Genomic DNA, 22,030 nt, shown 5'->3' on the forward strand with positions numbered 1-22,030 from the left:
GCATCAGAACTGGTACTGCGCGCCGGCTCCCGCATACCAGGAGCGTCCGGGCGCTGCTTCGTAGTAGCGGCCGTTGCCGTCGCCGACGATCACCGAGCCGACGTACTGGCGGTCGAGCAGGTTATCCAGGCGCAGGGTCTGGTGGAAGGTCCAGTGCTCGACTTTCTGCTCGAAACGGGCGCGCCAGTTGAACACGCTGTAGCCGGGTGCGACGTGTTGCTGGTTGGTGTCTTCGACGTAGACCTTGCTGCGGTACATGCCTTCGATGGCGGTGCTGACCCAGTCCCGTGGCTTCCAGTTCAGTTCGGCGAACAGGGTGGTTTGCGGCACGCCGGGGAGGTAGTTGCCTTTGTCGACGGGCTTGCCGCCGCCGATGAAGTCGCTGTCATAGGTGGCTTGCAGGCGGGTGTAGGCGAGGCTGGTGCTCCAGTGTTCGGCCAACTGGCTCTCGATGCCCAGTTCGAAACCGCGCCGCAGGGTGCGGCCGGCGTTCTGGTAGCTGGTGCGCCCGCCCAGGGACTGGTCGACGACCAGTTCGTCCTCGGTGGTGATCTGGAACACCGCCGCGTTGATCCGCGTGTCGTTCAGTTGGGCCTTCAGGCCCACTTCATATTGGGTACTTTCGGACGGTTTCAGGCCGAAGTTGAAGCCCTCGACATTACCTGGCGCGTAGGCCAATTCGGCCTGGGTCGGGGTTTCGAAACCTTTGCCTGCACTGACGTAGCCGTGCAACTCGGGCGTGAACGCGTACATCACGCTCATCGACGGGGTGTTTTTCTGGTAGGTCTTGCTGCCGCTGGCGTCGCCATTGCTCAGGAATTGATCGTCGACGTCCAGTTGCATGGTGCTGTGGCGGATGCCGGCTTGCAGGGTCCAGCGGTCGAGGGCCCAGTTGGCCTGGAGGTAGGGATCGAGGCTGCGCGCCGTGTCGATTTCATCGCGGCGTAGCTGGCCCTTTACGCCAAGGGTGGTGCCGCTGTAGTTCTGGTAGCCGTGGCGGCTGTCTTCGCTCTGGTCGAAGTCCAAGCCGGTGATGATCGTCAGCTCGCCCGGCGCGCTGTCGATGGGCTGCATCCAGCGTACGCTGCCGCCGTAGAACTTGCGGTCGAATTGCACCACGCCGCCGCCGCGTTCGTTGGGCGGGGTGCCTTTGGGGATCGACAGGTACTGAATCACACTCCTGCGCCCCGTATACGCATTCACCTGCAACGTCGCATCGCCGATGTAGCGCTCGTAATTCATCCCCAATTGCTGATGATCGATGCTTTTGCGCGTGTTGTACTGCAACGCGGCGGGGTCCACGGAGCGAGGGTCTGCCTTATACGCCTGCCATTTCTGCCCCAGCGGGTCCTGTGTCCCGTTCTGCTCCAGGCTGCTGTAGATCAGCGCCAGCTTGCTGTCGTCATCGGGCTGGAAATTGAGCTTGGCGAAGGTCTGGTCGCGGCGCGCGCTGCTGTGGTCGCGATAGCCGTTGGTGTCCATGCGCGAGGCGTCGAGGACGAAGCCCGCACCATTGGCGGCGCCTTCGGCGCTCAAGTGGTTTTTGTTCAGGCCGTCGCTGCCCACCAGGGTTTCGGCGCCGATGCGCGGCGGGCCTTCACCGTCGCGGGAAAACATCTGGATCACGCCGCCGGCGTTGCTGCCATACAGCGTGGCGGCAGGCCCGCGCAGCACTTCGATGCGTTCGGCGGTGTCGAGGTTGAAGGTCGCGGCCTGGCCCTGGCCGTCCGGGGTGCTGGCGGGAATGCCGTCGGCAATCAGCTTGATGCCACGCACGCCGAACGCCGAGCGCGCGCCGAAGCCGCGGGAAGAAATCTGCAGGTCCTGCGCATAGTTCTGGCGGTTTTGCACCACCAGGCCAGGCACGCGGGACAGGGCTTCAGAGGCATTGATGCCCAATTGCCCGTCGCTGATCTGCTCGCGGCTGATGCCGTCCACCGAGTACGGCAGGTCGAACGTCGGGCTGGCGCTGCGTGAGCCGGTGACGACGCTGGGGTCGAGGATCAGGGCGGTGTCGTCTGCACGGGCGGTGTCGCACAGGGCGAGCAGACCGGGCAGCAACAGGGTGAAGCGAGTGAGCGGGGTCATGGTTCAGCCGGAATCCGTGGCGCTTAGGGTGTAAACGCGCAAAAGGGCGCGAGTTTAGTGACTCGGGCGATTTATTTCATTTAGGAATCGGCCTACGGAACCCGTCGGCGCGTTGGCGCTGGGCTCACACACGTCCCGATGTTAGCGTGGTCAGCCCCGCCCATGACAATGGCCGATGGGTCAAAAGGAGTTGTACGTGAGGAGTACGTCGATAGTCGTGTGCCTGGCAGCGGTGCTGGCGCTGGCCGGTTGCGGAACGATCAATACCGTGTTCCGCCCGGACGCCGTGGCCAGCCAGAACCTCAAGGATTCGCGCAGCCACTGCGAGAACGTTCCGCGCATCTACAGCGGGGTGATCTACGGATTTTGTTCGCTCAATGGCGAGCCCAGGCCTGAAAAAAGCCTCAAGAATCAAAGCGTGTCCGACGCCGCCGGCAATGCCTTCCCGGTCATCGCCATCGAATTCGCCGCCTCCGGCGTACTGGACACGTTGGTACTGCCCTATACGATCTACCGCCAGAACAAGGACGGCAGCATCGAGATCTTCCGCTAGTCCCTCTTGCCGCTCGCCGCTAACAGCTTCCCACTGCTTTTGAGCTATAATCCCGCCCTTTAGCTGTTTCCTGCCCAGGTGGGAAGCACACTTTTTTCAGGCGCAACCCGCCTGCATGCAGACTAAAAGAGGCTAGACCCCTGTGGCATTGACGATTCTTGGCCTGTCCGGCGCCCTTAGCCATGATCCTTCCGCAGCCTTGTATATCGACGGCAAGCTGATCGCGGCCGCCGAAGAAGAGCGCTTCGTACGCGACAAACATGCAAAGAACCGCATGCCCTACGAATCGGCGAAGTTCTGCCTGGAACAGGCCGGCATCAAGCCTTCCGACGTTGATGTGGTGGCGATCCCGTTCGCCCCGATCAGCCTGTTCGGCGAGGCGCGCTGGCACTACGCCAAGCGTTACTGGTATGCACCGGACCGCGCGCTCGACGCGATCCTGATGGGCAACCGTCGCTACAAGCGCTATCGCAACAAGATCGTCTGGTGCCTGGAGCAACTGGGCTTCGATCCGAAGAAAATCAAGATCGAGCCGGTTGAACACCACCTGGCCCACGCTTCCAGCGCCTATCACTGCTCGGGCTTCCAGGAGAAGACCGCGATCCTCGGGATCGACGGCAAGGGCGAGTACGCCACCACCTTCTTCGGCTACGGCGAAAACGGCAAGATCCACAAGATCAAGGAATTCTACGATCCGGACTCCCTCGGCGGCCTGTACGGCGCGATCACCGAGTTCCTCGGTTTCGAGATGCTCGACGGCGAGTTCAAGGTGATGGGCATGGCGCCGTATGGCGACGCCAGCAAGTACGATTTCTCGCGCCTGGCCTCCTTCGAGAACGGCGAGCTGGTGATCAACACCGACTACGCCAACGTCATCGGCCTGCGCCGCTATAAAGAGAAAGGCAAGGGCTTCTACTTCTCGCCGAAACTGATCGAGTGGCTGGGTCCCAAGCGCGAAGGCGACATCGCCGACGAGCCGTACATCCACTACGCCGCCAGCATGCAGGCACTCTTCGAGAAGCTGGCTCTGCAGATGATCGACCACTACCTGGGCGACATCCTCAAAGACACCGGCAAGCTGGCTTTCGCCGGCGGCTGTGCGCTGAACGTCAAGCTGAACCAGAAGATCATTGCCCGTGACGACGTCAAGGAGCTGTTCGTGCAGCCGGCGTCGGGCGATGCCGGCACTGCCGTCGGTGCAGCGGCCTACGTGTCCCATGCCCGTGGCGTACCGGTGGAGAAGATGGAACACGTCTACCTCGGCCCGTCCTACAGCAACGAAGACGTGATCGCCGCGTGCGCCAGGCACGAGAGCAAGCCGAACTGGCGCAAGATCGAGAACATGCCGCAGCGCATCGCCAAGATCATGGTCGACGGCAACCCGGTGGCCTGGTTCCAGGGCCGCATGGAGTTTGGCCCGCGTGCCCTCGGTGGTCGTTCGATCATTGGCTGCCCAAGCGCCACCGGCGTGGCGGACCGCATCAACCACCAGATCAAGTTCCGCGAGCGCTGGAGGCCTTTCTGCCCGTCGATGCTCGACACCGTGGCTCCGCAGATGATCAAGGTCGATCACCCTGCGCCGTTCATGACCTTCACCTTTGAAGTGGCGGAAGAGTGGAAGACCCGCGTGCCGGAAGTGGTCCATGAAGATGGCACCTCCCGTGCCCAGGTGCTCAAGCGCGAGTACAACCCGCGCTACTACGACATGATGAAAGAGCTGGAAGTACTGACCGGTAACGGCGTATCGCTGAACACCTCGCTCAACCGTCGTGGCGAAGCGATGATCTGCTCGCCGACCGACGCGTTGAACATGTTCTTCGGCTCGGACCTGCAGTACCTGATCATGGAAGACATCCTGGTCGTCAAAGACGGCGTGGACCCTTATGACGCGCTCGGCTGAACGCCACGTCCTGCAGTTCTGCCACGGCTATGACGGGCCGTTCCTGGACTGCGCCCGGCAGTACGCCAGTCTGTTCGCAGGCTCTGGCTACAAGGTGACCACGGTGTTCCTCACCGGGGTCGCCGACCCCGAGGTGGCCGCCGGGTGTGCCAGCGATGAAGTGTTGTTCATGGAGTTCAGCTCCAAGGCCGTGCGCGGCCTGAAGCTGGCGGCCATTGCGCAGTTGCGCAAGATTGCCGCCTCGCGCAGTTTCAGTTTCTGTATTGCCCACCGTTTCAAGCCGATCTACGTGGCCTTGCTGGCGACGCGGCTGCCGGTGATTGGCGTGCATCATGCCTTTGGTGACTACCAGCGTCGCAGCCGCAAGCTGTTTGCCGGGTTTTTCCGCAAGCGCCTGAGCCTGCTCGGGGTGTCCGACGCCGTGCGTGACGACATGCGCCGCTGCCTGCCAGCCTGGCCTGCCGCACGTATCCAGACTTTGTACAACCGTATCGATGTCGACGCCTTGCAGGCTATTCAGGTGCCGGTGCATGAGGCCCGTGATGCGCTGGGGTTGTCGCCGGACGAATGGGTGATCGGCAATGTCGGTCGCCTGCACCCGGACAAGGACCAGGCCACGCTGCTCAAGGGCTTTGCCCTGGCACTGGCGCACTTACCCGTCGAGAGCCGCCTGGCGATCCTCGGCAGTGGGCGCCTGGAGCAAGACCTCAAGGAGCTCGCCCGGGAGCTGGGGATTGCCGACAAGGTGCTGTTCCTCGGCCAGGTGCCGGATGCGCGCCGGTATTTCCGCGCATTCGATGTGTTTGCACTGAGTTCCGATCATGAACCCTTCGGGATGGTACTGCTGGAGGCCATGGCGGCCGGCGTACCGTTGCTGGCCACGGCCTGTGGCGGGGCGAAGGAAGTGGTCGAGGGGGTCGGGATCCTATTTCCCTTCGGCGATGCCGAACACCTCGCGCAGGGGCTGCGGCACCTGGCGGCGATGGACCAACACCAGCAACGGCAGTGCGCCGAGATGATGCTGGAGCGTCTGCGCGAGCGTTTCTCGGATCAGGCGGTACGCGCTACCTTCTGGCAACTGCCGCACGTTATTGAACTGACCGCGGGGGCCTGATGCTCAATCGATTCCAAGGCTGGCGCGAGCGGGGCTGGTCCGTCGTCGACGCGCCCGTCTACAGCGATGCCTGGCAGCGTTTTGGCGGCAGTGTCGCCACTCATCCGCAGGTGATCGAACGCCTGGCCGGCCTGGCTGACATCCCGGTGCGCTATTTGGCCTGGGAGCAGGGCGGCAAAATGCAGGCGTGCATCGCCACGTGGGGGCGCGACCTGGCCTTGTCCAAGGACGTGCTCAAGCAGCGCGGCAAAAAGGGCCTCTTCGACCTGGGCAACGCCGAGCTGATCCTGCCTGCCGCGCCTGACACCCAGGCCCCCTTGCGCCACCGCGCGCGCTACCTGTCGGCGCTGAACGAAGGCCGTTTCAGTGGGCTCAAGCCACAGGCCGAGCAATTGGCCATGGCCCGCACGCCCGAGGAACTGTCGAAGAAATTTCGCTACAACCAGCGCCGCGAGCTGCGCCTGCTGGAAGAGGCCGGTGGTGTCGTGCGGCCGGTGAGCGAGTTTTCCAGCCAGGAACTGGCCACGATCTACTGCGATTTGTTTCTGCGGCGCTGGGGCTTTGCCGCCACGGGTGCCGAGCGCATGGCCGAGGTGATCGAGCTGCTGCGCGAATGGCTGATCGGCTCGGTGATTTTCCTCAACGACGCGCCGATTGCGGTCCAGCTGGTGTACCGGGTCGAGTCGCCCGAGTGGATCAGCGTGGAGTACGTCAACGGTGGTGTCGATCCGCAAACCCGCGCTTTCAGCCCGGGCAGTGTGCTCAGTTTCCTCAACACCCAGAGTGCCTGGGAGCACGCCCGTGAAGCCGGCAAGCCGCTGCGGTTTTCGTTCGGGCGGGCCGACCGGGAATACAAGGACCGTTGGTGCAACCCTGTGCCGGTGCTGACCGTATGAGCCGCAAACAGCAATTGCTCAAGCGCCATCGGCGCAACAAACGCATCGGCGTGCTGATCGGCCTGGTGCTGCTGGTGGCGATCGGTGTCGGCGTCGCCTGGTGGCTGCCGCTGGTACTGGGCGTGCTGGCCTGGGCGGCTCATGAAGCCTGGTTTGCCGACCATTTGTTCTATGCGCCCAACGAAGATTACCAGTACCGTTTTTCGGCGGATGCCGCGGTGGCCGGGGTTAGTTTCGAGGGTGGCCGGCTGCGGGTGGATGGGCCGCTGGAAGCCAATGCGACGCTGGTGTTGGCCATCAAGCTCAAGAGCGGCTGGCTGGGGCGTTTTCTCGACCCGGCGATTGAGATTTACGGCGCTGACAGCGTCGACCGGCAAGCCTTCGAGCGCGGTGTGAATGGCCTGCGTTATCTGAATCTGAGTGGTTTGGCCCCGGCCCTGATGGCCGGTGAGCTGCGCCTGCGCGGGCGCTTTTGCACGCTGCAGGGCGCGCCCCGCCTGTGGGCCTGGGCTACGCCGGACTACTCGGCGCAACGCGTGATGGTCATCGCGCCGCATGCCGACGATGCCGAGCTGGCCGCCTTCGGGCTGTACAGCCAGGCCGAGAACCCATGGATCGTGACCCTCACGGCGGGTGAAATCGAAGCCGAGCACTATCAGCAGATGGGCCTGGACCCGGCTGAAGCTGCACGGATCAAGGGGCGTTTGCGCGCATGGGACAGCATCGCCGTGCCGCGTTGGGCCGGTGTGCCAGAGGCGCATTGCGTGCAGTTGGGCTATTTCTGCCTGCAATTGCCGGCGATGCGTGCCACGCCCGATCAGCCTGTCGCTTCGCGCGAGGCCGAGCTGGACGATATCCGCCTGTTTCGCCAGTTCAACGCGTTCCCGCTGCCGGCGGACCAGGACGGCTTGCCGACCTGGAATAATTTGCTGGCTGATCTGCGCCAGTTGTTGTTGACCGCACGTCCGCAAGTGATCGTGCTGCCTCACCCGGTCCTCGACCCGCACCCGGATCACATCTGCGCGCAGCAAGCGGTGCTCGAGGCCCTGCAAGGCCTGGAGTGGCAGCCGACCACCGTGCTGGGCTACGCCAATCATCTGCACGACAACGACCGCTGGCCCATGGGTGACGCGGGTGCCGGGATTGCACTGCCGCCGCTGTTCGATGACGCGCTGCAGTTGTGGCCGTGCAGCCTGTCGCTGTCGCTGGCACAGCAGCGCGACAAGGCCATGGCACTGGGCATGATGCATGACCTGCAGCCGGCGCCGCCGTTCAAGCGCCGGGTGCGACGCTGGTTGCAACGTGTGTTGGCGGGCCGTGCGCGGTCGCCGTATGGTGAGAACGAATTTTTCCGCAAGGCCGTACGACGGCATGAGTTGTTCTGGCGTTTGTGAAAGGGAAAGTCATGAAAGTTTTGTTTCTGGTGCAGAAAGAGCAGCGCGCTATCCTCGACCGTCTTTACGAGGGCGTGGCCGAGCACTGCGAGTGTGATATCCGTTGGCTGAGCAGCGATGAGCAGCGCAACCTGCGTGGTTATTTCCGCCGCGAAGTCGATGTGACCCGTTACGATCGCATCGTGTTCTTCCTGCGCTTCAAGCAGGAAATCCGCCAGGCCGGGTTTATCCGCACGATCCCCAACCTGGTGATCCTTGAGCACGACGCCTACCAGAACTACATTCCTTGCAAATATACCGGCAAGTTCAGCGCCCACTACCGCCGCCTGCCGTGGGCGCGGGTGATCAGTTCCGGGCATATGGTCACTGAGCGCCTGCGCGCGGAAGGCTTTGACGCCGTGTTCGTGCCAAAGGGCTATGATCAGGCGCTGTTGCAGGCGCAAGGGCGCGAACGCGACATCGAGCTGGCGTTTGTCGGCAGTACCAACAGTGTGGCCTACAGCGGCCGCAAGGCATTGCTGGATGAACTGGCGCGGGTTGAACCTTTGGTGGTGACGCGCACCAAATCTGGTGAGGAATACTGCGCGACCCTCAACCGGATTCGTTTTTTCGTCAGTGCCGACGTCGGCATGGGCGAGTACATGATCAAGAATTTCGAGGCCATGGCCTGCGGTTGCGTACTGCTGGCATTTGATCAGGGCGCCGAGGAAAACCAGGCGCTTGGTTTCAAGGACATGGTCAATGTGGTGTTCTACAAGGACATCCCGCAGTTGCAGGAAAAACTCGCCGTCTTGCGGGCCGACCCGCAGCTGGCGGCAGACATTGCGCGCAACGGGCAGGACCTGGCCGTCAGTCAGTTCAGTTTCGCCCGGATTGGCCAGCGCATTGTCGAAGTGCTCCAGCCACCCCTGCGGCCACGTGCGCCGCTGAGCTTACTGGAGAGGTTGCGTCTGACACTGGGCGTTTGAGAGTGGCCAAATAGCCATAAATGATGGCTATATGATACTATCGAGGCTTGAATGCAATTCTCCGATCAAAGCGACATAACGCTTGTAGTGACCAGTTGCGGTCGCTTCGATTTGTTGAGGCGCACGCTGGAGAGCTTCGATCTGTTCAATACGGCGGCAATACGTGAAGTCTTCATCACCGAAGACTCCGGTGACGAAGCCGTACGCCAGGCAATTCCTGAACATTGGCGCAGTCGTTGCACATTCTTGATCAATCGTCCGAAGCTTGGGCAGTTGGCATCCATCGACCTGGCCTACGCGTCGGTCAAGACCCTCTACATATTCCATTGCGAAGATGATTGGGCGTTTTATCGACCTGGGTTTGTCGAGGATTCCAAGGTAGTACTGGAGCAGCGTCCGGACATTCTTCAAGTCTGGTTGCGCAACTATGTTTACGATTTGCAGGTGCACAGCCCCTATATCCACCTGGGGTCGCGCGAAGTGATTGGCGGGGTGCCGTGTTATCCCTTGCTGTCCGATAAGCCCGAGTGGCAAGGATTTTCGCTGAACCCGGGCCTGCGGCGACTCAAGGAGTACCAGTTGTGCGCACCCTTTGCAGGGTTCGAAGGCGAGAAGGGGCTTTCCAGGCGTTATGCAGAATTGAATCTGCCGGCGGTTACCCTCGAGGGCGATGCGGTCCTGCACACCGGTTTCGGTTTGCACGTGGCAACGGCGGGAGAGCGCTCGACCAAGGCGAAGCGCAAGCGGCGAGAGCGGATCAAGCTGGCTCTCATGCTGATACTGGGTGTCGGTATCGGTTGGTTGATCAATAGTTAAGTGCAACAAGCCACCACTACGCCGCATAAGGTCTTTTTTTCGATGAGTATCCTCAACATCATGTGGGCCGGTGGCTCTGCATTTGCCTCAGTGCAGAAGGTTCATCAACAGATTTTGTCGCACGCGCTCAGCCGTGCACCGATTGACACCTGGCTGCTTCAAGGCAGTGCGGACGGCGGTGAACCGGCTCGCGAGTGGAAGCTTTCCTCCGCCCGTCTCAAGGGGCGGCATGTGTGGAAGCTCATGATGCCCTGGATGCGCGCGCGCTTTGAGAAGGCCCTGCCCGACGGGGTAGAGGTGGTGCTGCTGGATGGGATCGGCGTGGCCCGGGTGATGTTGCCTGTGCTCAAGCGTCTGCCGCAGGTGCGTGCAGTCGTGGTGTTTCATGGCGCCACGCGCCTGCGGCGGGCTGACCAGCAACTGTTCGAGCAATTCCCGGCCACGCAATTGACGCTGGCGGCGGTGTCGCAAACCCTGGCGGACTCGCTTGAGCGCTGTCTGCAGCGGCCGGTGGCGGTGTTGCGCAGTGCTTTTGACCCGGTTGCTTTCCGCGCTGCCGCGCTTTCCCGGGAAGAGGCGCGGTCGCGCCTGGGCCTACCGTTGGAAGACGCGCCGGTATTGGGTGCGGTAGGCCGGCTGGTGGACGGCAAAGGCTTTGGCTGCTTGCTGGAGGCATTTGCCAACGTGTCGGCCACGCAGCCTGGCGCGCGCCTGGTGATCCTCGGCGAGGGCCCGGCCCGGCCTGCCCTTGAAGCCCGTATCGAGCAGCTTGGCTTGCAGGGCAAAGTGTCACTGCCAGGACATCTGCCTGACGCGGCGACGCTTTACCGTGCGTTCGACTGGGTGGCTATTCCCTCCACCCAGGAAGGCCTCGGGTTGATCCTGCAAGAGGCTGTGATGGCCGGTGTGCCGGTGTTGACCAGCGAGCTGGCGGTGTTCCGCGAGCAGTTGGCAGATGCCGGCTGGTATGCACCTTCGGAAGATGCAGAGGCCTGGGCCGGCCTGATGGCGCGGGCATTCGCGGCCTCTGCCACGGCGGTGGTCGAGGCTCAGTCGCAGGCGCTGGCGCCCGAGCAAGCCTGGAAAGACTTCAGTGAAACCTCCCGGCGGCTGTTCTCATGCCGCTAGCAGCGCTTGCTCCAGTGCATGCATTGGAAAGCAATCGTTCAGCTTCTCGCGTGCAATATAGCGCGCGAAGTGCTGCAAGTTGCGTCGCGCGAGTTCCGGGTTCAGCGGGGCGCGCAAGAAGCGCATGTCGGCTACGTCGATAAGCCCCATTTCATTCTCCGGCGTCACCACGATATTGCCCAGGTGCAGGGAGCGGAAGTAGATGCCGGCAGCGTGCAGGCGGCGGATCAGTGCCACCAGCGGATCGAGATTCGATTGCCAGTCAAAACCTTCTTTATTGGAAATCTGCCGCAGTGTTTCCCCCGGCAACGGGCGATACAGCACGGCAGTCATGCCGGGCGCGGCCAGTTGGAAGTACGCCAGCACGGTCAAGGTCGGGATGCCGCGCTGCTGCAATTGCGCCACGTTGTCGATAAAACGCTTGGAGTACGGCCGAAACAGTGCGGATGAAAACAGGCGTTTACGACGAAACAGTTTAAGGATATTTCCGTCAGACAGCAGGTAGACTTTGGGCCCGTAGCTGTCCTTCTCCAGGACTCTGGCGCCTTCAATCATCGTGTTTAAATCGGCTTGGGCAAGCCTTGAACATTGCATCGTTGGAAAGCCTTGTGGGGAGTCGCGGGCACAGTGATCGGTAATAATGCCGAAAGTTTTGGGTTTTAACCATGCCGGGTTGGCAGGTTGAACGTATTCAGGAGCGGGTGATGCAAGCAAGTCGTTGGGCGCAGGTATGGATGATTTTCGGGTTGCTTTGGTTTCTGCTGGCGATTGCCTTTGCGCCAACCAACAAGATTTACCAACAAGGATTGACGCTGTTTCTCTGGTTGCCGGCCATCGTGTTCGCCTGGTCGGCGCGTGAGCGTCTCAAGGAGGTCTGGCGCGAGCAGCGCTGGATGTGCCTGATGATCGCGGCGCTGGCCATCTGGGGCGCGATCAGCCTGACGTGGACCAATGCCGAGGACCCTTCGCGCGAGGCCAAGCGCCTGCTGTATATCGGCGTGTTCCTGCTGTTTTTCCCGGTGCTGGCCTGTGGTCAGAGCGATCGCATCATTCGCGTGATGCAGTGGGGCGGTTTCGGGCTGGCGGTCTCGTCGCTGGTGGCGATCATCAAGTTTTATGGGGTCGAGCATAACGCCTGGTCTGCCCGCCTCGAAGGGCTGGGGCAATTGGCTCACCCGATCCTGGGCGCCTACGTGATCGGCCTGGCGGCGATCTGGTTGCTGCACTGGCTGCCGCGTGGCCGCTGGATGCAAGTGGCGTGGGTACTGTCCATCGGATTGCTGGGGCTCTTCGTGGTGTTGAGCCAGAGCCGTGGCGCGGCATTGGCGCTGTTGCTGACCGTGGTCGCCATGCCGGCCTGGTGCCGTGACCGACGGAGCACCGTGATTGCTATCGCTGCGGTCGTGGCGGCGGTGGCGGTGTTCTTCGCCATGGAGTCGCTGATGCTGGCCCGTGGTGTTTCCTATCGGCCGCAGATCTTCATGGCCTCTTTGCACATGATCGGCGAGCATCCGTGGACCGGTCTGGGCCTGGGTGGGGACTACAAGGTATTTGCCGATAACCTCTATTTCGATCACGCCCACAACCTGTTCACGCATGTCACCATCGAGCTGGGCCTGCCGGGCCTGCTGCTCTGGTGCGGGCTGTGGTTCGGCGTGTTGTGGCAAGCCTGGAAGGCCCGCGACACGCTCTACGGCAAGGGCATCATCGGCATGTGGGTGTTTTCGTTCCTGGCCATGCAGTTCGATGCTGCGAGCCTGACGGGCACGCCCCGCGCCGAGTGGTTCATCTCGTGGCTGCCGATTGCGCTGGCCAGTGTATTGGTCTGGGCTCGGGCCAAACCCGACGCTTGTGATAAAGTTCGCGTCCTACCCAATCAGTGAGCTCGACACATGAGTGACGCACCGCCCAAAGCGGACCAGGAATCCAGCCTGAAAATTTATTTCAGGCTGCTGGGCTATGTGAAACCGTACCTGGGCATGTTCCTGCTGAGTATCGTGGGCTTCGTGATCTTTGCGTCCACCCAGCCCATGCTCGCCGGGATCCTCAAGTACTTCGTGGATGGCCTGAGCAACCCCGACGTGGTGTTCCTGCCCAAGATCCCGTTGTTCAAGGACTTGAAGCTGCTGATGGCCGTGCCACTGCTGATCATTCTGATCGCGGCGTGGCAGGGCCTCGGCTCGTTCCTGGGCAACTACTACCTGGCCAAGGTTTCCCTGGGGCTGGTGCATGACTTGCGCGTCCAGCTGTTCAACAAGCTGCTGGTGCTGCCCAACCGTTATTTCGACACGCACAACTCCGGGCACCTGATTTCCCGGATCACCTTCAACGTGACCATGGTCACCGGGGCTGCCACGGATGCGATCAAAGTCGTGATCCGCGAAGGCCTGACGGTGGTGTTCCTGTTCGGTTACCTGCTGTGGATGAACTGGAAGCTGACCCTGGTGATGCTGGCGATCCTGCCGCTGATTGCCGTCATGGTCGGCAGCACCAGCAAGAAATTCCGCAAGCAGAGCAAGAAGATCCAGGTGGCGATGGGCGACGTGACGCACGTGGCCTCCGAAACCATCCAGGGCTACCGCGTGGTGCGCAGCTTCGGTGGCGAAAGCTACGAGGAGCGCCGCTTTGCCGCCGCCAGCCAGGGCAACACCGACAAGCAACTGCGCATGAACAAGACTGGCGCGGTCTATACGCCGATGCTGCAATTGGTGATCTACACCGCCATGGCTGCGCTGATGTTCCTGGTCCTGTTGCTGCGCGGTGACGCCACGGCAGGTGACCTGGTGGCCTACATTACCGCCGCGGGCCTGCTGCCCAAGCCGATCCGCCAGCTGTCGGAAGTCAGCTCGACGATCCAGAAAGGCGTGGCAGGTGCCGAGAGCATCTTCGAGCAACTGGATGAAGTGCCTGAAGTCGACAGCGGCACCGTGGAGCGTGACCGTGTCAGCGGTCGCCTGGACGTGCGCAACCTGAGCTTCACGTACCCCGGTACCGATCGCGAAGTGCTGAAGAACATCAGCTTCAGTGCCGCGCCGGGGCAGATGATTGCACTGGTCGGGCGCTCGGGCAGTGGCAAGTCGACCCTGGCGAGCCTGATCCCGCGCTTCTACCATCACGAGACCGGCGAGATCCTGCTGGACGAGGTGGAGATCGAAGATTACCGCCTGCGCAACCTGCGCCGACATGTTGCCCAGGTGACCCAGCACGTCACGCTGTTCAACGACACCGTGGCCAATAACATTGCCTACGGCGACCTGGCGGATGCGCCGCGCGAAGACATTGAAAAAGCAGCGGCGGATGCCTACGCCATGGACTTCATCTCCGAGCTGCCAAAAGGCCTGGACACCGAAGTCGGGGAAAACGGCGTGTTGCTTTCCGGTGGCCAGCGTCAACGCCTGGCAATCGCTCGGGCACTGCTGAAAAACGCCCCGTTGTTGATTCTGGATGAAGCGACATCGGCGCTGGATACCGAGTCGGAGCGCCATATCCAGGCGGCGCTGGACAAGGTCATGAAAGGCCGCACCACCCTGGTCATCGCGCACCGTTTGTCCACCATCGAGAAAGCCGACCTGATTCTGGTGATGGACCACGGTGAAATTGTCGAGCGTGGTACGCATCTCGAACTGCTAGCCATGGGCGGCTATTACTCGCGCCTGCACGCCATGGGCCTGGACGAGCCGGCGACGGCGAACATCACCTGACACACCGGGGCGCGCAATGCGCCCCGTTTTTTGTATCAGGCTCAATACACGCTTGACCAAAGCCAAATAATTCGCTGCCTATCGTTTGTTATGTTGGCCTTCTCGATTCGAATGACGAACGAGAGGGCTAACCTTCTTGCGTGGGTAATGGAATGTTGCAACGTCTGTTGTGGAAACTGCTTCCCAAGCCCCAGCGGGCGTTTCTGCTGGGGCGTTTGTCGGTGGTGGATCGCCAGGCAGTGAACAAATCCCTGTCGGCGGTGACCGTCCTTCCCCCTGCCTTCGAGCGACACAACTGCGTGTTTATCCACGTGCCCAAATGCGCCGGCAGCAGCGTCTGTTCGGCGCTGCTGGATGGGCGCTGGCCGGGGCATTTGCCGTATTACTGGTACCAGCAGCAATTTCCCGAGCACTGCGAGCGCAGTTTCAAGTTCGCCTTCGTGCGTGACCCGTTGGAGCGCGCCTACTCGGCCTATACCTATTTGCGCAGCAATCACATGGGCGCGCGTGATCTGCAGGCCCAGGCGCTGGTGTCCAGCTACCGCGACTTCGACCATTTCATTGCCGGCTGGCTGCACCCGGACAACCTGCGTCGCCAACTGCATTTCGCGCCCCAGACCGACTTCCTGGTCGATCACATGGGGCAAATGGCGATGGACTTTCTCGGGCGCCAGGAGTCGCTGGAGCAAGACTTCCAGCACCTGTGCGAACACCTCGGCGTGGCGACCTCGCTGCCCCATCTGAATGTTTCACTCGGGCGGCGCAGCGAGCCGGTCAGGGAGTTCTGCTCCTTGCGCACGCGCCGCCTGGTCCGGCGCGCCTATCAACGTGATTACGAGGTCCTGGGTTATGAATAGCCAGTCGCTGTCCCATGGTTCTGCATCGATCCGCCCCTTTGCCTTGTCGCTGTCGGTGGCCGCACGGGCGGCGCTCAAGCACCAGCAGCCTTGTTGCGTATGGCTGACCGGGTTGTCCGGCTCGGGCAAGTCGACCCTGGCGAATGCTTTGGAGGTCCAGCTCAACGAGCAGGGGCGACACACCTTTGTGCTCGATGGCGATAATTTGCGCACTGGCCTGTGCAACGACCTGGGCATGAGTGATGCGGCCCGCAAGGAAAACATCCGGCGTATCGGTGAAGTGGCGCGGTTGATGGTGGACGCGGGGTTGATTGTGATCGTCTCGGCGATTTCGCCGTTCAGCGCCGACCGGGCCGCTGCCAAGGCACTGTTCGGGCCGGGGCAGTTTTTTGAGGTGTATATCAGCACGCCATTCGCTGTGTGCGCGCGGCGCGATCCCAAAGGCCTCTACCGCGCGGCGCTGGAAGGGCGGATCAAGGCGTTCACCGGCCTGGACAGCCCTTATGAAGCGCCGCGTGCCGCCGACTGCGAAATCAATACCGATGAGGTCGAGTTGGCTGACGCCGTAGAGCAGGTTCTCGCGGCCTTGTTCAAAAAATGATCAGTTTTCGCGCATGATGCATTGCCGATAAAGCTCTCGAACTAGGCGGCGCTCACCCTGTGCTAATATCGCGCCCCTGTTCATTTTGTATGTGGGTTGCTCCATGAAGTTGTCCATGCCGCGATTCGATCAAGCCCCTGTCTTGGTGGTCGGCGATGTCATGCTCGACCGTTACTGGCATGGCGGTACCTCACGGATTTCCCCTGAGGCGCCGGTACCGGTAGTCAAGGTCGAGCAAATCGAAGACCGCCCGGGTGGCGCTGCCAACGTTGCCCTTAACATTGCCGCGCTCGGCGCCCCGGCCTCCCTGGTGGGTGTTACCGGCGACGACGAAGCCGCCGACAGCCTGGCCAACAGCCTGCGCGGTGCCGGCGTGCGCGCGCAGTTCCAGCGCATTGCCCACCAGCCGACCATCGTCAAGCTGCGGGTCATGAGCCGGCACCAGCAATTGCTGCGTATCGATTTCGAAGAACCCTTCGCCACCGACGCCCTGGCCTTGAGTGGCCAGGTCGACGAGTTGCTCGAAGGCATCAAGGTGCTGGTGTTGTCCGACTACGGCAAAGGTGCGTTGAAGAACCACCAGATGCTGATCCAGGCCGCCAAGGCGCGCAATATCCCGGTACTGGCTGATCCCAAGGGCAAGGACTTCTCGATTTATCGCGGAGCCAGCCTGATCACGCCGAACCTCAGCGAGTTCGAAGCCATCGTCGGCGGTTGCGTCGATGAGCACGACCTCGTGACCAAGGGCGCGGCGCTGATGGCTGATCTCGACCTCGGCGCCTTGCTGGTGACCCGTGGCGAGCACGGCATGACCTTGCTGCGTCCTGGCCACCCGGCGATGCACCTGCCGGCGCGGGCCCGTGAAGTGTTCGACGTCACCGGCGCCGGTGACACCGTGATTTCCACCCTGGCCGCCTCCATCGCCGCCGGCGAAGAGCTGCCCCACGCGGTGGCACTTGCCAACCTGGCGGCGGGCATCGTGGTCGGCAAGCTGGGTACGGCTGCCATCAGCGCGCCCGAGCTGCGCCGCGCGATCCAGCGTTCCGAAGGCTCCGAACGCGGCGTGCTGACCATCGAGCAATTGCTGCTGGCGATTGACGATGCACGTGCCCACAACGAAAGCATTGTGTTCACCAACGGTTGCTTCGACATCCTCCACGCTGGCCATGTGACCTACCTGGAGCAGGCTCGCGCCCAGGGTGATCGCCTGATTGTCGCGGTCAACGATGACGCGTCGGTCAGCCGCCTCAAGGGCCCGGGCCGTCCGATCAACAGTGTCGACCGACGTATGGCGGTATTGGCCGGCCTGGGCGCGGTGGACTGGGTGATCAGCTTCCCTGAAGGCACCCCGGAAAACCTGCTGGCCCAGGTCAAGCCGGACGTGCTGGTCAAGGGCGGCGATTACTCCGTCGACCAGGTTGTGGGCGCTGATATCGTCAGCGCCTACGGCGGCAAGGTCAAAGTGCTTGGCTTGGTCGAGAACAGCTCGACCACGGCCATTGTCGAGAAGATCCGCAACAATGAGTAACGCTGATAAGCGGGTCCTGATCACCGGCGGTGCCGGTTTCATTGGCTCGCATCTGGTCGATGCGCTGCTTGCCAAGGGTTATGCAGTGCGGGTGCTGGATGACCTGTCCACCGGCAAGCGCAGCAACCTGCCGCTGGACAACCCGCGCGTCGAGCTGCTGGAAGGCGACGTCGCCGATGCTGCGCTGGTGGCGCGTGCTGCCATCGGTACCACGGCGGTGGTGCACCTGGCCGCGGTAGCGTCGGTGCAGGCTTCGGTGGATGACCCGGTGAGCACGCACCAGAGCAATTTTGTCGGCAGCCTGAATGTCTGCGAAGCGATGCGCCAGGCGGGCGTGAAGCGTGTGGTCTTCGCTTCCAGCGCGGCGGTGTATGGCAACAACGGCGAGGGTGCTTCGATCGACGAAGAGACCACCAAGGCGCCGTTGACGCCCTACGCGTCCGACAAGTTGGCCGGCGAGCATTACTTTGATTTCTACCGTCGCCAGCATGGCCTGGAACCGGTGATTTTCCGCTTCTTCAATATCTTCGGGCCGCGCCAGGACCCATCGTCGCCGTACTCCGGCGTCATCAGCATCTTCAGCGAGCGTGTCCAGCAGGGCTTGCCGATTGCCGTGTTCGGCGATGGCGAGCAAACCCGCGATTTCATGTACGTGGAAGACCTGGTGGACGTGCTGGTGCAGGCCATCGAAGCCCCGGGCGCGCCCTTGGGTGCGATCAACGTGGGCTGGAATCGCACCACCACCCTCAAGCAAGTGCTGCAGGCGCTGGAAGAAGCGGTGGGCAAGCTGCCTGTCGTGACTTACGGGCCGGCGCGCTCAGGCGACATTCGGCACTCGCGGGCAAATAACCAGCGTTTGCTGGCCAGTTTCAAACTGCCCGAGCCGACCCCGTTGAAGGTTGGGTTGGAGCGCTTGCTCCACGGCTGAATGCACTCAATGTGGGCGCTGGCTTGCCGGCGATGCGGGCGCCTGGGTACATCATATGACCCGAGGTGATGCCATCGCCGGCAAGCCGGCGCCTACATTGGGTTTGCGTTAGCCCTTGGCTTTTTTCTTTGGCACGATCTTGCGCAGCACGCGCCGTGCCAGGCGCTTCAATTTCGACTCCTTCTCCGGCTCCGCCAGGCCCTGCTGCCTGAGCCAATCCTTCCAGCGAATCCGCTCCTCGCGCACCAGCCAGCCTTCCTGCTGAGCGAAGCTTTCGGCCAGGTACAAACCACGGGTGCTGGCGGGGTACAGCTGATCTTTCTTGACGGTGTACAGCTCGGCGAGCGGCTGGCCGTCCTTTAAAGGCATCAGGTACAAATCCGGGCGCTGGCGGTCCAGGCGTGCCACCAACTGGTCGCCTTCGAGGCGCTCATCCACATGGAACAGGCTCAGGGACTTGGCTTCTTTGGGCACTTCCAGGCGCAAGTCGTAAATCAACTGCAGCGACGCGGTCGGCAAGTGCACATAGGCCCGTGGGCGCTCGATCAGTTGGGTTGTCGCACACCGCACCGGGCGCGCGGCGCCGGACAGGGGGCTCAAGCGAAACGGCAGCGCCTCGCGATAATGCAGCGCGGCAGAGTAGGGCGCCGGCAGCCAGGTGTCGTTGAAGCGCCCGCTGAGCCAGCCTTCGGGTGTTTCCAGCAGGCACTCTTCGGCAATTTCCTGGATGGCGGTGTGCAGCGGCAGGTTCAGTTCATGGGCGGGGACATAGCCGGAGATCAGCTTGAGCACGACGTCGCCCCGGTCCTGGCGGCGCTGGCGCACCAGCACCCAGTAATCCTTGTTTTGCCAGTGCAGGGTCAGGCGCACCGACACGCCGAGGTTGGCCAGCTCAAGGGCGAAACGCTCGGCGTCCGGAACGTCTACCGGCTTGCGGCGTTGCAGGGTCTGGGCAAAGTTGAGCGGCATGCCCACGCTCTGGTAGCTCAGGCCTTCGGGTGTGGCTTCGACGTGCAGCGGCAGTGTTTTGAAGTTGCTGGGGTTTTTTCTTATGAGCGTTCGCGGCATGTCGGCTCCTTCTTGCGACGGGGTCGGCCGCGTCGGCGGCATCAGAGTTGACGAATGACTTGGGCAGCGGTCGCCACGTTATGGGCCAGGTGCAGCGGATTGATGGTCCCGACAATAGCACTGGCGACGCCCGTTTGCGCAAACAACAACGTGAAACTCGCCCGAATTGGATCCACTCCAGGTTCCAGGCACACGTGGCCGCTGGCCAGGGCTTTTTTCACCAGGATGCCTTTGCCATGGGCCGCTGCATAATCAATGACGGCTTTCTCGGCCTGTTCGTTCAGATTGTAGGTGACCATCGCGCAATCACCTTGTTCCAGAGCCTTTACGCCGCCCTCGACGGTTTTGCCGGAGAACCCGAAACCGCGGATCTTGCCTTCTTTTTTCAACGCCGCCAGGGTCTGGTAGACCTCGCAGTCATCGAGGATATGCAGATCATTGCCGTCGGAATGCACCAGCACCAGGTCGATAAAATCCGTTTCAAGTCTTTTCAAGCTGCGCTCGATCGACATCCGGGTATGGGCGGCGCTGAAGTCGTGATGGGACATGCCCTCGGCAAACTCTTCACCGACCTTGCTGACGATCACCCAGTCCTTGCGCTGGCCGCGCAGCAGCGGCCCCAGGCGTTCTTCGCTGCGCCCGTAGGCCGGCGCAGTATCGATGAGGTTGATGCCCAGCTGGCGGGCCTGGCGCAGCAGCATCCGCGCTGCGTCATCATCGGGAATCGTGAATCCGCTGGGGTACTTCACCCCTTGGTCGCGGCCGAGCTTGACGGTGCCCAGGCCCAGTGGCGAAACCACCAGGCCGGTGCTGCCCAGAGGGCGATGCAGGTCGTGCAGGGTCGGCAGGCTCATGGCAACAGTTGCTCCCAGGCGGGTACGCCGATGGCGGGTTTAGGCAGCTCAGGCAGGGGTTCGGAGGCGCTTGGGTGGATGCCGTCGCGTTCGAGGCTGTTGATCACCCGATCGGCGAAGTCCGGCGCCAGCGCCAGCTTGGTCGGCCAGCCCACCAGCAGGCGGCCCTGTTCGGCGACGAAGGCATTGTCGGGGCGTGTCAGGCCTGATTGCAGCGGCTCGGCACGGTCGACACGCAGGGTCGCCCAGCGGGTCTGGTGCATGTCGATCCATGGCAGCAATTGCGCGAGTTCTTTTTGCGCAGTGGCGATCTGCTCTTCAGGTGTGCGCGCCACTCCATCGGCTTCGGCAATATCGCCGCCCATGTACCACACCCAGTTGCCGTCGGCAGCGGGGTGAGTGGTGACAGTGATGCGCGGCTTGGTGCCGCCGCCCAGGCAGTGGGCATACAGCGGCTTCAAGCCGGGGCCTTTGGCGATGATCATGTGCAATGGGCGTGTCTGCATGGCCGGCTGGCTCAGGCCGAGGGCGGCCAGCAGGTCGGCAGTGCCTTTGCCGGCGCTCAGCACGATGCGCTGGGCGCGGATCTCGCGGCCATCGACCTTCAGGCCCACCAGGGTGTCGCCTTCCAGCAATGGCTCGATGTGTTGCCCGGCGAGCAAGCCGTCACCGGCCAGTTGCGCCAGGCGTTCGATCAGGCTCGGTACGTCGATGACCAGCTCGGCCAGGCGATAGACCTTGCCCTTGAAGCGGCGGTCCTGCAGGGCCGGCGGCAGCTCATCACCCTTGACCTGGTCGACACGGCCGCGCACGGCCTTGCTGGCGAAGAAGCTGGTGAGGTTGCCGGCGATCGTGCCGGGGGACCACAGATAATGCGCTTCGGACAGCAGGCGCACGCCGGACAGGTCCAGCTCACCGCTGCCGGCCAAGGCCTCGCGCCAGCGGCGCGGCATATCGGCAATCGCTTCGGATGCGCCGGTGAGGGCGCCGTGCAGGGCGTATTTAGCCCCGCCGTGGATGATTCCCTGGGACTTCACGCTTTGTCCGCCACCCAAGGTGGCGCTTTCCACCAGCACCGTGGAAAACCCCTGGCGGCGCAGGCGCGCATTCAGCCAGAGGCCGGCAACTCCGGCGCCGACAATCAGCACGTCGGTGGAAATAACGGATGGCATGGGCGACCTCAGTGTTCAAGACAAGAGGCGCAGTATACAGGGATCGAAATGCGGCGATGATGGGTGTCAGTGCCCGGCGGTTTTCGAGAACAACTGAATCACCACCACGCCCAGCACAATCAAGCCCATCCCCAGCATGGCCGGAACGTCGAGCTTCTGCCCGTAGATAAACAGCGCCGCGACACTGACCATCACGATGCCCATGCCTGCCCACACCGCATACGCCACGCCCACCGGCACGGTGCGCACCACCAAAGTCAGCATCCAGAATGCGATGCCGTAGCCGACGATCACCAGTGCCAGCGGCAGGGGGGTGCTCCAACCCTTGACGGCTTTCATGGAGACGGTCGCGATCACTTCCGAGCAGATGGCAATAGCCAGGTAGAGGTAGGCGGCATTCATGGGGGGTATTCCTCGGAGATGAGTTCTGATGTGTAGGAGTCCGGCTTCTACAGTGCTGGCAT

The 22,030-nt window shown here is 62.4% G+C and carries 20 protein-coding genes; 14 read left to right on the forward strand and 6 right to left on the reverse strand.

All coding sequences use genetic code 11. From position 1 onward, the window contains the following. Positions 1 to 3: 3 nt before the first annotated feature. Positions 4 to 2,088, reverse strand: a complete 2,085-nt coding sequence (locus tag JFU04_RS01750) for a TonB-dependent receptor family protein (RefSeq protein ID WP_201143410.1) — start codon at positions 2,086 to 2,088, stop codon at positions 4 to 6. 175 nt (positions 2,089 to 2,263) lie between these two features. Between JFU04_RS01750 and JFU04_RS01755 the strand changes: the two genes are divergently transcribed. The 8 genes from JFU04_RS01755 (at position 2,264) to JFU04_RS01790 (ending at position 10,857) form a co-directional block, all read left to right on the forward strand. After that, entirely contained in the window at positions 2,264 to 2,641 is a 378-nt protein-coding gene (locus tag JFU04_RS01755; RefSeq protein WP_201143411.1) for a YceK/YidQ family lipoprotein, read from the forward strand. A gap of 142 nt (positions 2,642 to 2,783) precedes the next feature. Continuing rightward, positions 2,784 to 4,541 (forward strand): carbamoyltransferase family protein, encoded by a 1,758-nt coding sequence (locus JFU04_RS01760; RefSeq protein WP_065900046.1) that lies wholly within the window; start codon positions 2,784 to 2,786, stop codon positions 4,539 to 4,541. Then, positions 4,525 to 5,655, forward strand: a complete 1,131-nt coding sequence (locus tag JFU04_RS01765) for a glycosyltransferase (RefSeq protein ID WP_106805342.1) — start codon at positions 4,525 to 4,527, stop codon at positions 5,653 to 5,655. Before JFU04_RS01760 ends, JFU04_RS01765 begins: the two co-directional genes overlap by 17 nt. After that, the gene (locus JFU04_RS01770; RefSeq protein ID WP_201143412.1) at positions 5,655 to 6,551 is read left to right on the forward strand and encodes an antimicrobial resistance protein Mig-14; all 897 of its coding nucleotides are present in this window, start codon (positions 5,655 to 5,657) and stop codon (positions 6,549 to 6,551) included. Before JFU04_RS01765 ends, JFU04_RS01770 begins: the two co-directional genes overlap by 1 nt. Further along, the gene (locus tag JFU04_RS01775; protein ID WP_201143413.1) at positions 6,548 to 7,945 is read left to right on the forward strand and encodes a PIG-L deacetylase family protein; all 1,398 of its coding nucleotides are present in this window, start codon (positions 6,548 to 6,550) and stop codon (positions 7,943 to 7,945) included. Before JFU04_RS01770 ends, JFU04_RS01775 begins: the two co-directional genes overlap by 4 nt. An 11-nt stretch (positions 7,946 to 7,956) precedes the next feature. Continuing rightward, a complete protein-coding gene (locus JFU04_RS01780) occupies positions 7,957 to 8,913 on the forward strand; it encodes a glycosyltransferase family protein (RefSeq protein ID WP_201143414.1) in 957 nt (318 codons plus the stop codon). 51 nt (positions 8,914 to 8,964) lie between these two features. After that, the gene (locus tag JFU04_RS01785; RefSeq protein ID WP_201143415.1) at positions 8,965 to 9,729 is read left to right on the forward strand and encodes a glycosyltransferase family 2 protein; all 765 of its coding nucleotides are present in this window, start codon (positions 8,965 to 8,967) and stop codon (positions 9,727 to 9,729) included. 42 nt (positions 9,730 to 9,771) lie between these two features. Next, positions 9,772 to 10,857: a glycosyltransferase gene (locus JFU04_RS01790; RefSeq protein ID WP_201143416.1), complete on the forward strand. Its 1,086-nt coding sequence runs from the start codon at positions 9,772 to 9,774 to the stop codon at positions 10,855 to 10,857. Here JFU04_RS01790 and JFU04_RS01795 read toward each other — a convergent pair. Continuing rightward, a complete protein-coding gene (locus tag JFU04_RS01795) occupies positions 10,846 to 11,412 on the reverse strand; it encodes a toluene tolerance protein (RefSeq protein ID WP_177343918.1) in 567 nt (188 codons plus the stop codon). The genes JFU04_RS01790 and JFU04_RS01795 overlap by 12 nt on opposite strands. Positions 11,413 to 11,561: 149 nt before the next feature. Here JFU04_RS01795 and JFU04_RS01800 point away from each other — a divergent pair, with 149 nt between their 5' ends. The 6 genes from JFU04_RS01800 (at position 11,562) to JFU04_RS01825 (ending at position 18,472) form a co-directional block, all read left to right on the forward strand. Beyond that, positions 11,562 to 12,740 carry an O-antigen ligase family protein gene (locus JFU04_RS01800; protein ID WP_201143417.1) on the forward strand — a complete coding sequence of 393 codons (1,179 nt, stop codon included), beginning with the start codon at positions 11,562 to 11,564 and terminating at the stop codon, positions 12,738 to 12,740. 9 nt (positions 12,741 to 12,749) lie between these two features. Further along, the gene (msbA, locus tag JFU04_RS01805) at positions 12,750 to 14,558 is read left to right on the forward strand and encodes a lipid A export permease/ATP-binding protein MsbA (RefSeq protein ID WP_106805335.1); all 1,809 of its coding nucleotides are present in this window, start codon (positions 12,750 to 12,752) and stop codon (positions 14,556 to 14,558) included. A gap of 152 nt (positions 14,559 to 14,710) precedes the next feature. After that, entirely contained in the window at positions 14,711 to 15,415 is a 705-nt protein-coding gene (locus JFU04_RS01810; protein WP_065900063.1) for a sulfotransferase family 2 domain-containing protein, read from the forward strand. Then, on the forward strand, positions 15,408 to 16,016 hold the full coding sequence (gene cysC / locus JFU04_RS01815; protein ID WP_065900065.1) for an adenylyl-sulfate kinase: 609 nt from the start codon (positions 15,408 to 15,410) through the stop codon (positions 16,014 to 16,016). The genes JFU04_RS01810 and cysC overlap by 8 nt, the downstream gene beginning before the upstream one ends. A 103-nt stretch (positions 16,017 to 16,119) precedes the next feature. Continuing rightward, positions 16,120 to 17,544 (forward strand): bifunctional D-glycero-beta-D-manno-heptose-7-phosphate kinase/D-glycero-beta-D-manno-heptose 1-phosphate adenylyltransferase HldE, encoded by a 1,425-nt coding sequence (gene hldE / locus JFU04_RS01820; RefSeq protein WP_065900067.1) that lies wholly within the window; start codon positions 16,120 to 16,122, stop codon positions 17,542 to 17,544. After that, positions 17,537 to 18,472 carry an NAD-dependent epimerase/dehydratase family protein gene (locus JFU04_RS01825; RefSeq protein ID WP_201143418.1) on the forward strand — a complete coding sequence of 312 codons (936 nt, stop codon included), beginning with the start codon at positions 17,537 to 17,539 and terminating at the stop codon, positions 18,470 to 18,472. The genes hldE and JFU04_RS01825 overlap by 8 nt, the downstream gene beginning before the upstream one ends. Positions 18,473 to 18,580: 108 nt before the next feature. On the opposite strand, the gene JFU04_RS01830 is transcribed toward JFU04_RS01825, so the two are convergent. From JFU04_RS01830 to JFU04_RS01845, 4 genes are all read right to left on the reverse strand, one after another. Continuing rightward, positions 18,581 to 19,540, reverse strand: a complete 960-nt coding sequence (locus JFU04_RS01830; RefSeq protein ID WP_065900069.1) for a metal ABC transporter ATPase — start codon at positions 19,538 to 19,540, stop codon at positions 18,581 to 18,583. Positions 19,541 to 19,581: 41 nt separating this feature from the next. Further along, the gene (locus tag JFU04_RS01835) at positions 19,582 to 20,394 is read right to left on the reverse strand and encodes an aldo/keto reductase (RefSeq protein ID WP_201143419.1); all 813 of its coding nucleotides are present in this window, start codon (positions 20,392 to 20,394) and stop codon (positions 19,582 to 19,584) included. Next, positions 20,391 to 21,566, reverse strand: coding sequence for an NAD(P)/FAD-dependent oxidoreductase (locus JFU04_RS01840; protein WP_065900072.1), 1,176 nt, complete (start codon positions 21,564 to 21,566; stop codon positions 20,391 to 20,393). The genes JFU04_RS01835 and JFU04_RS01840 overlap by 4 nt, the downstream gene beginning before the upstream one ends. A gap of 66 nt (positions 21,567 to 21,632) precedes the next feature. Beyond that, on the reverse strand, positions 21,633 to 21,968 hold the full coding sequence (locus JFU04_RS01845) for a DMT family transporter (RefSeq protein ID WP_065900074.1): 336 nt from the start codon (positions 21,966 to 21,968) through the stop codon (positions 21,633 to 21,635). Between the last annotated feature and the right edge of the window lie 62 nt (positions 21,969 to 22,030).

This window comes from Pseudomonas sp. TH21 (assembly GCF_016651025.1).
GTDB classification, from domain to species: Bacteria; Pseudomonadota; Gammaproteobacteria; order Pseudomonadales; family Pseudomonadaceae; genus Aquipseudomonas; species Aquipseudomonas aylmerensis.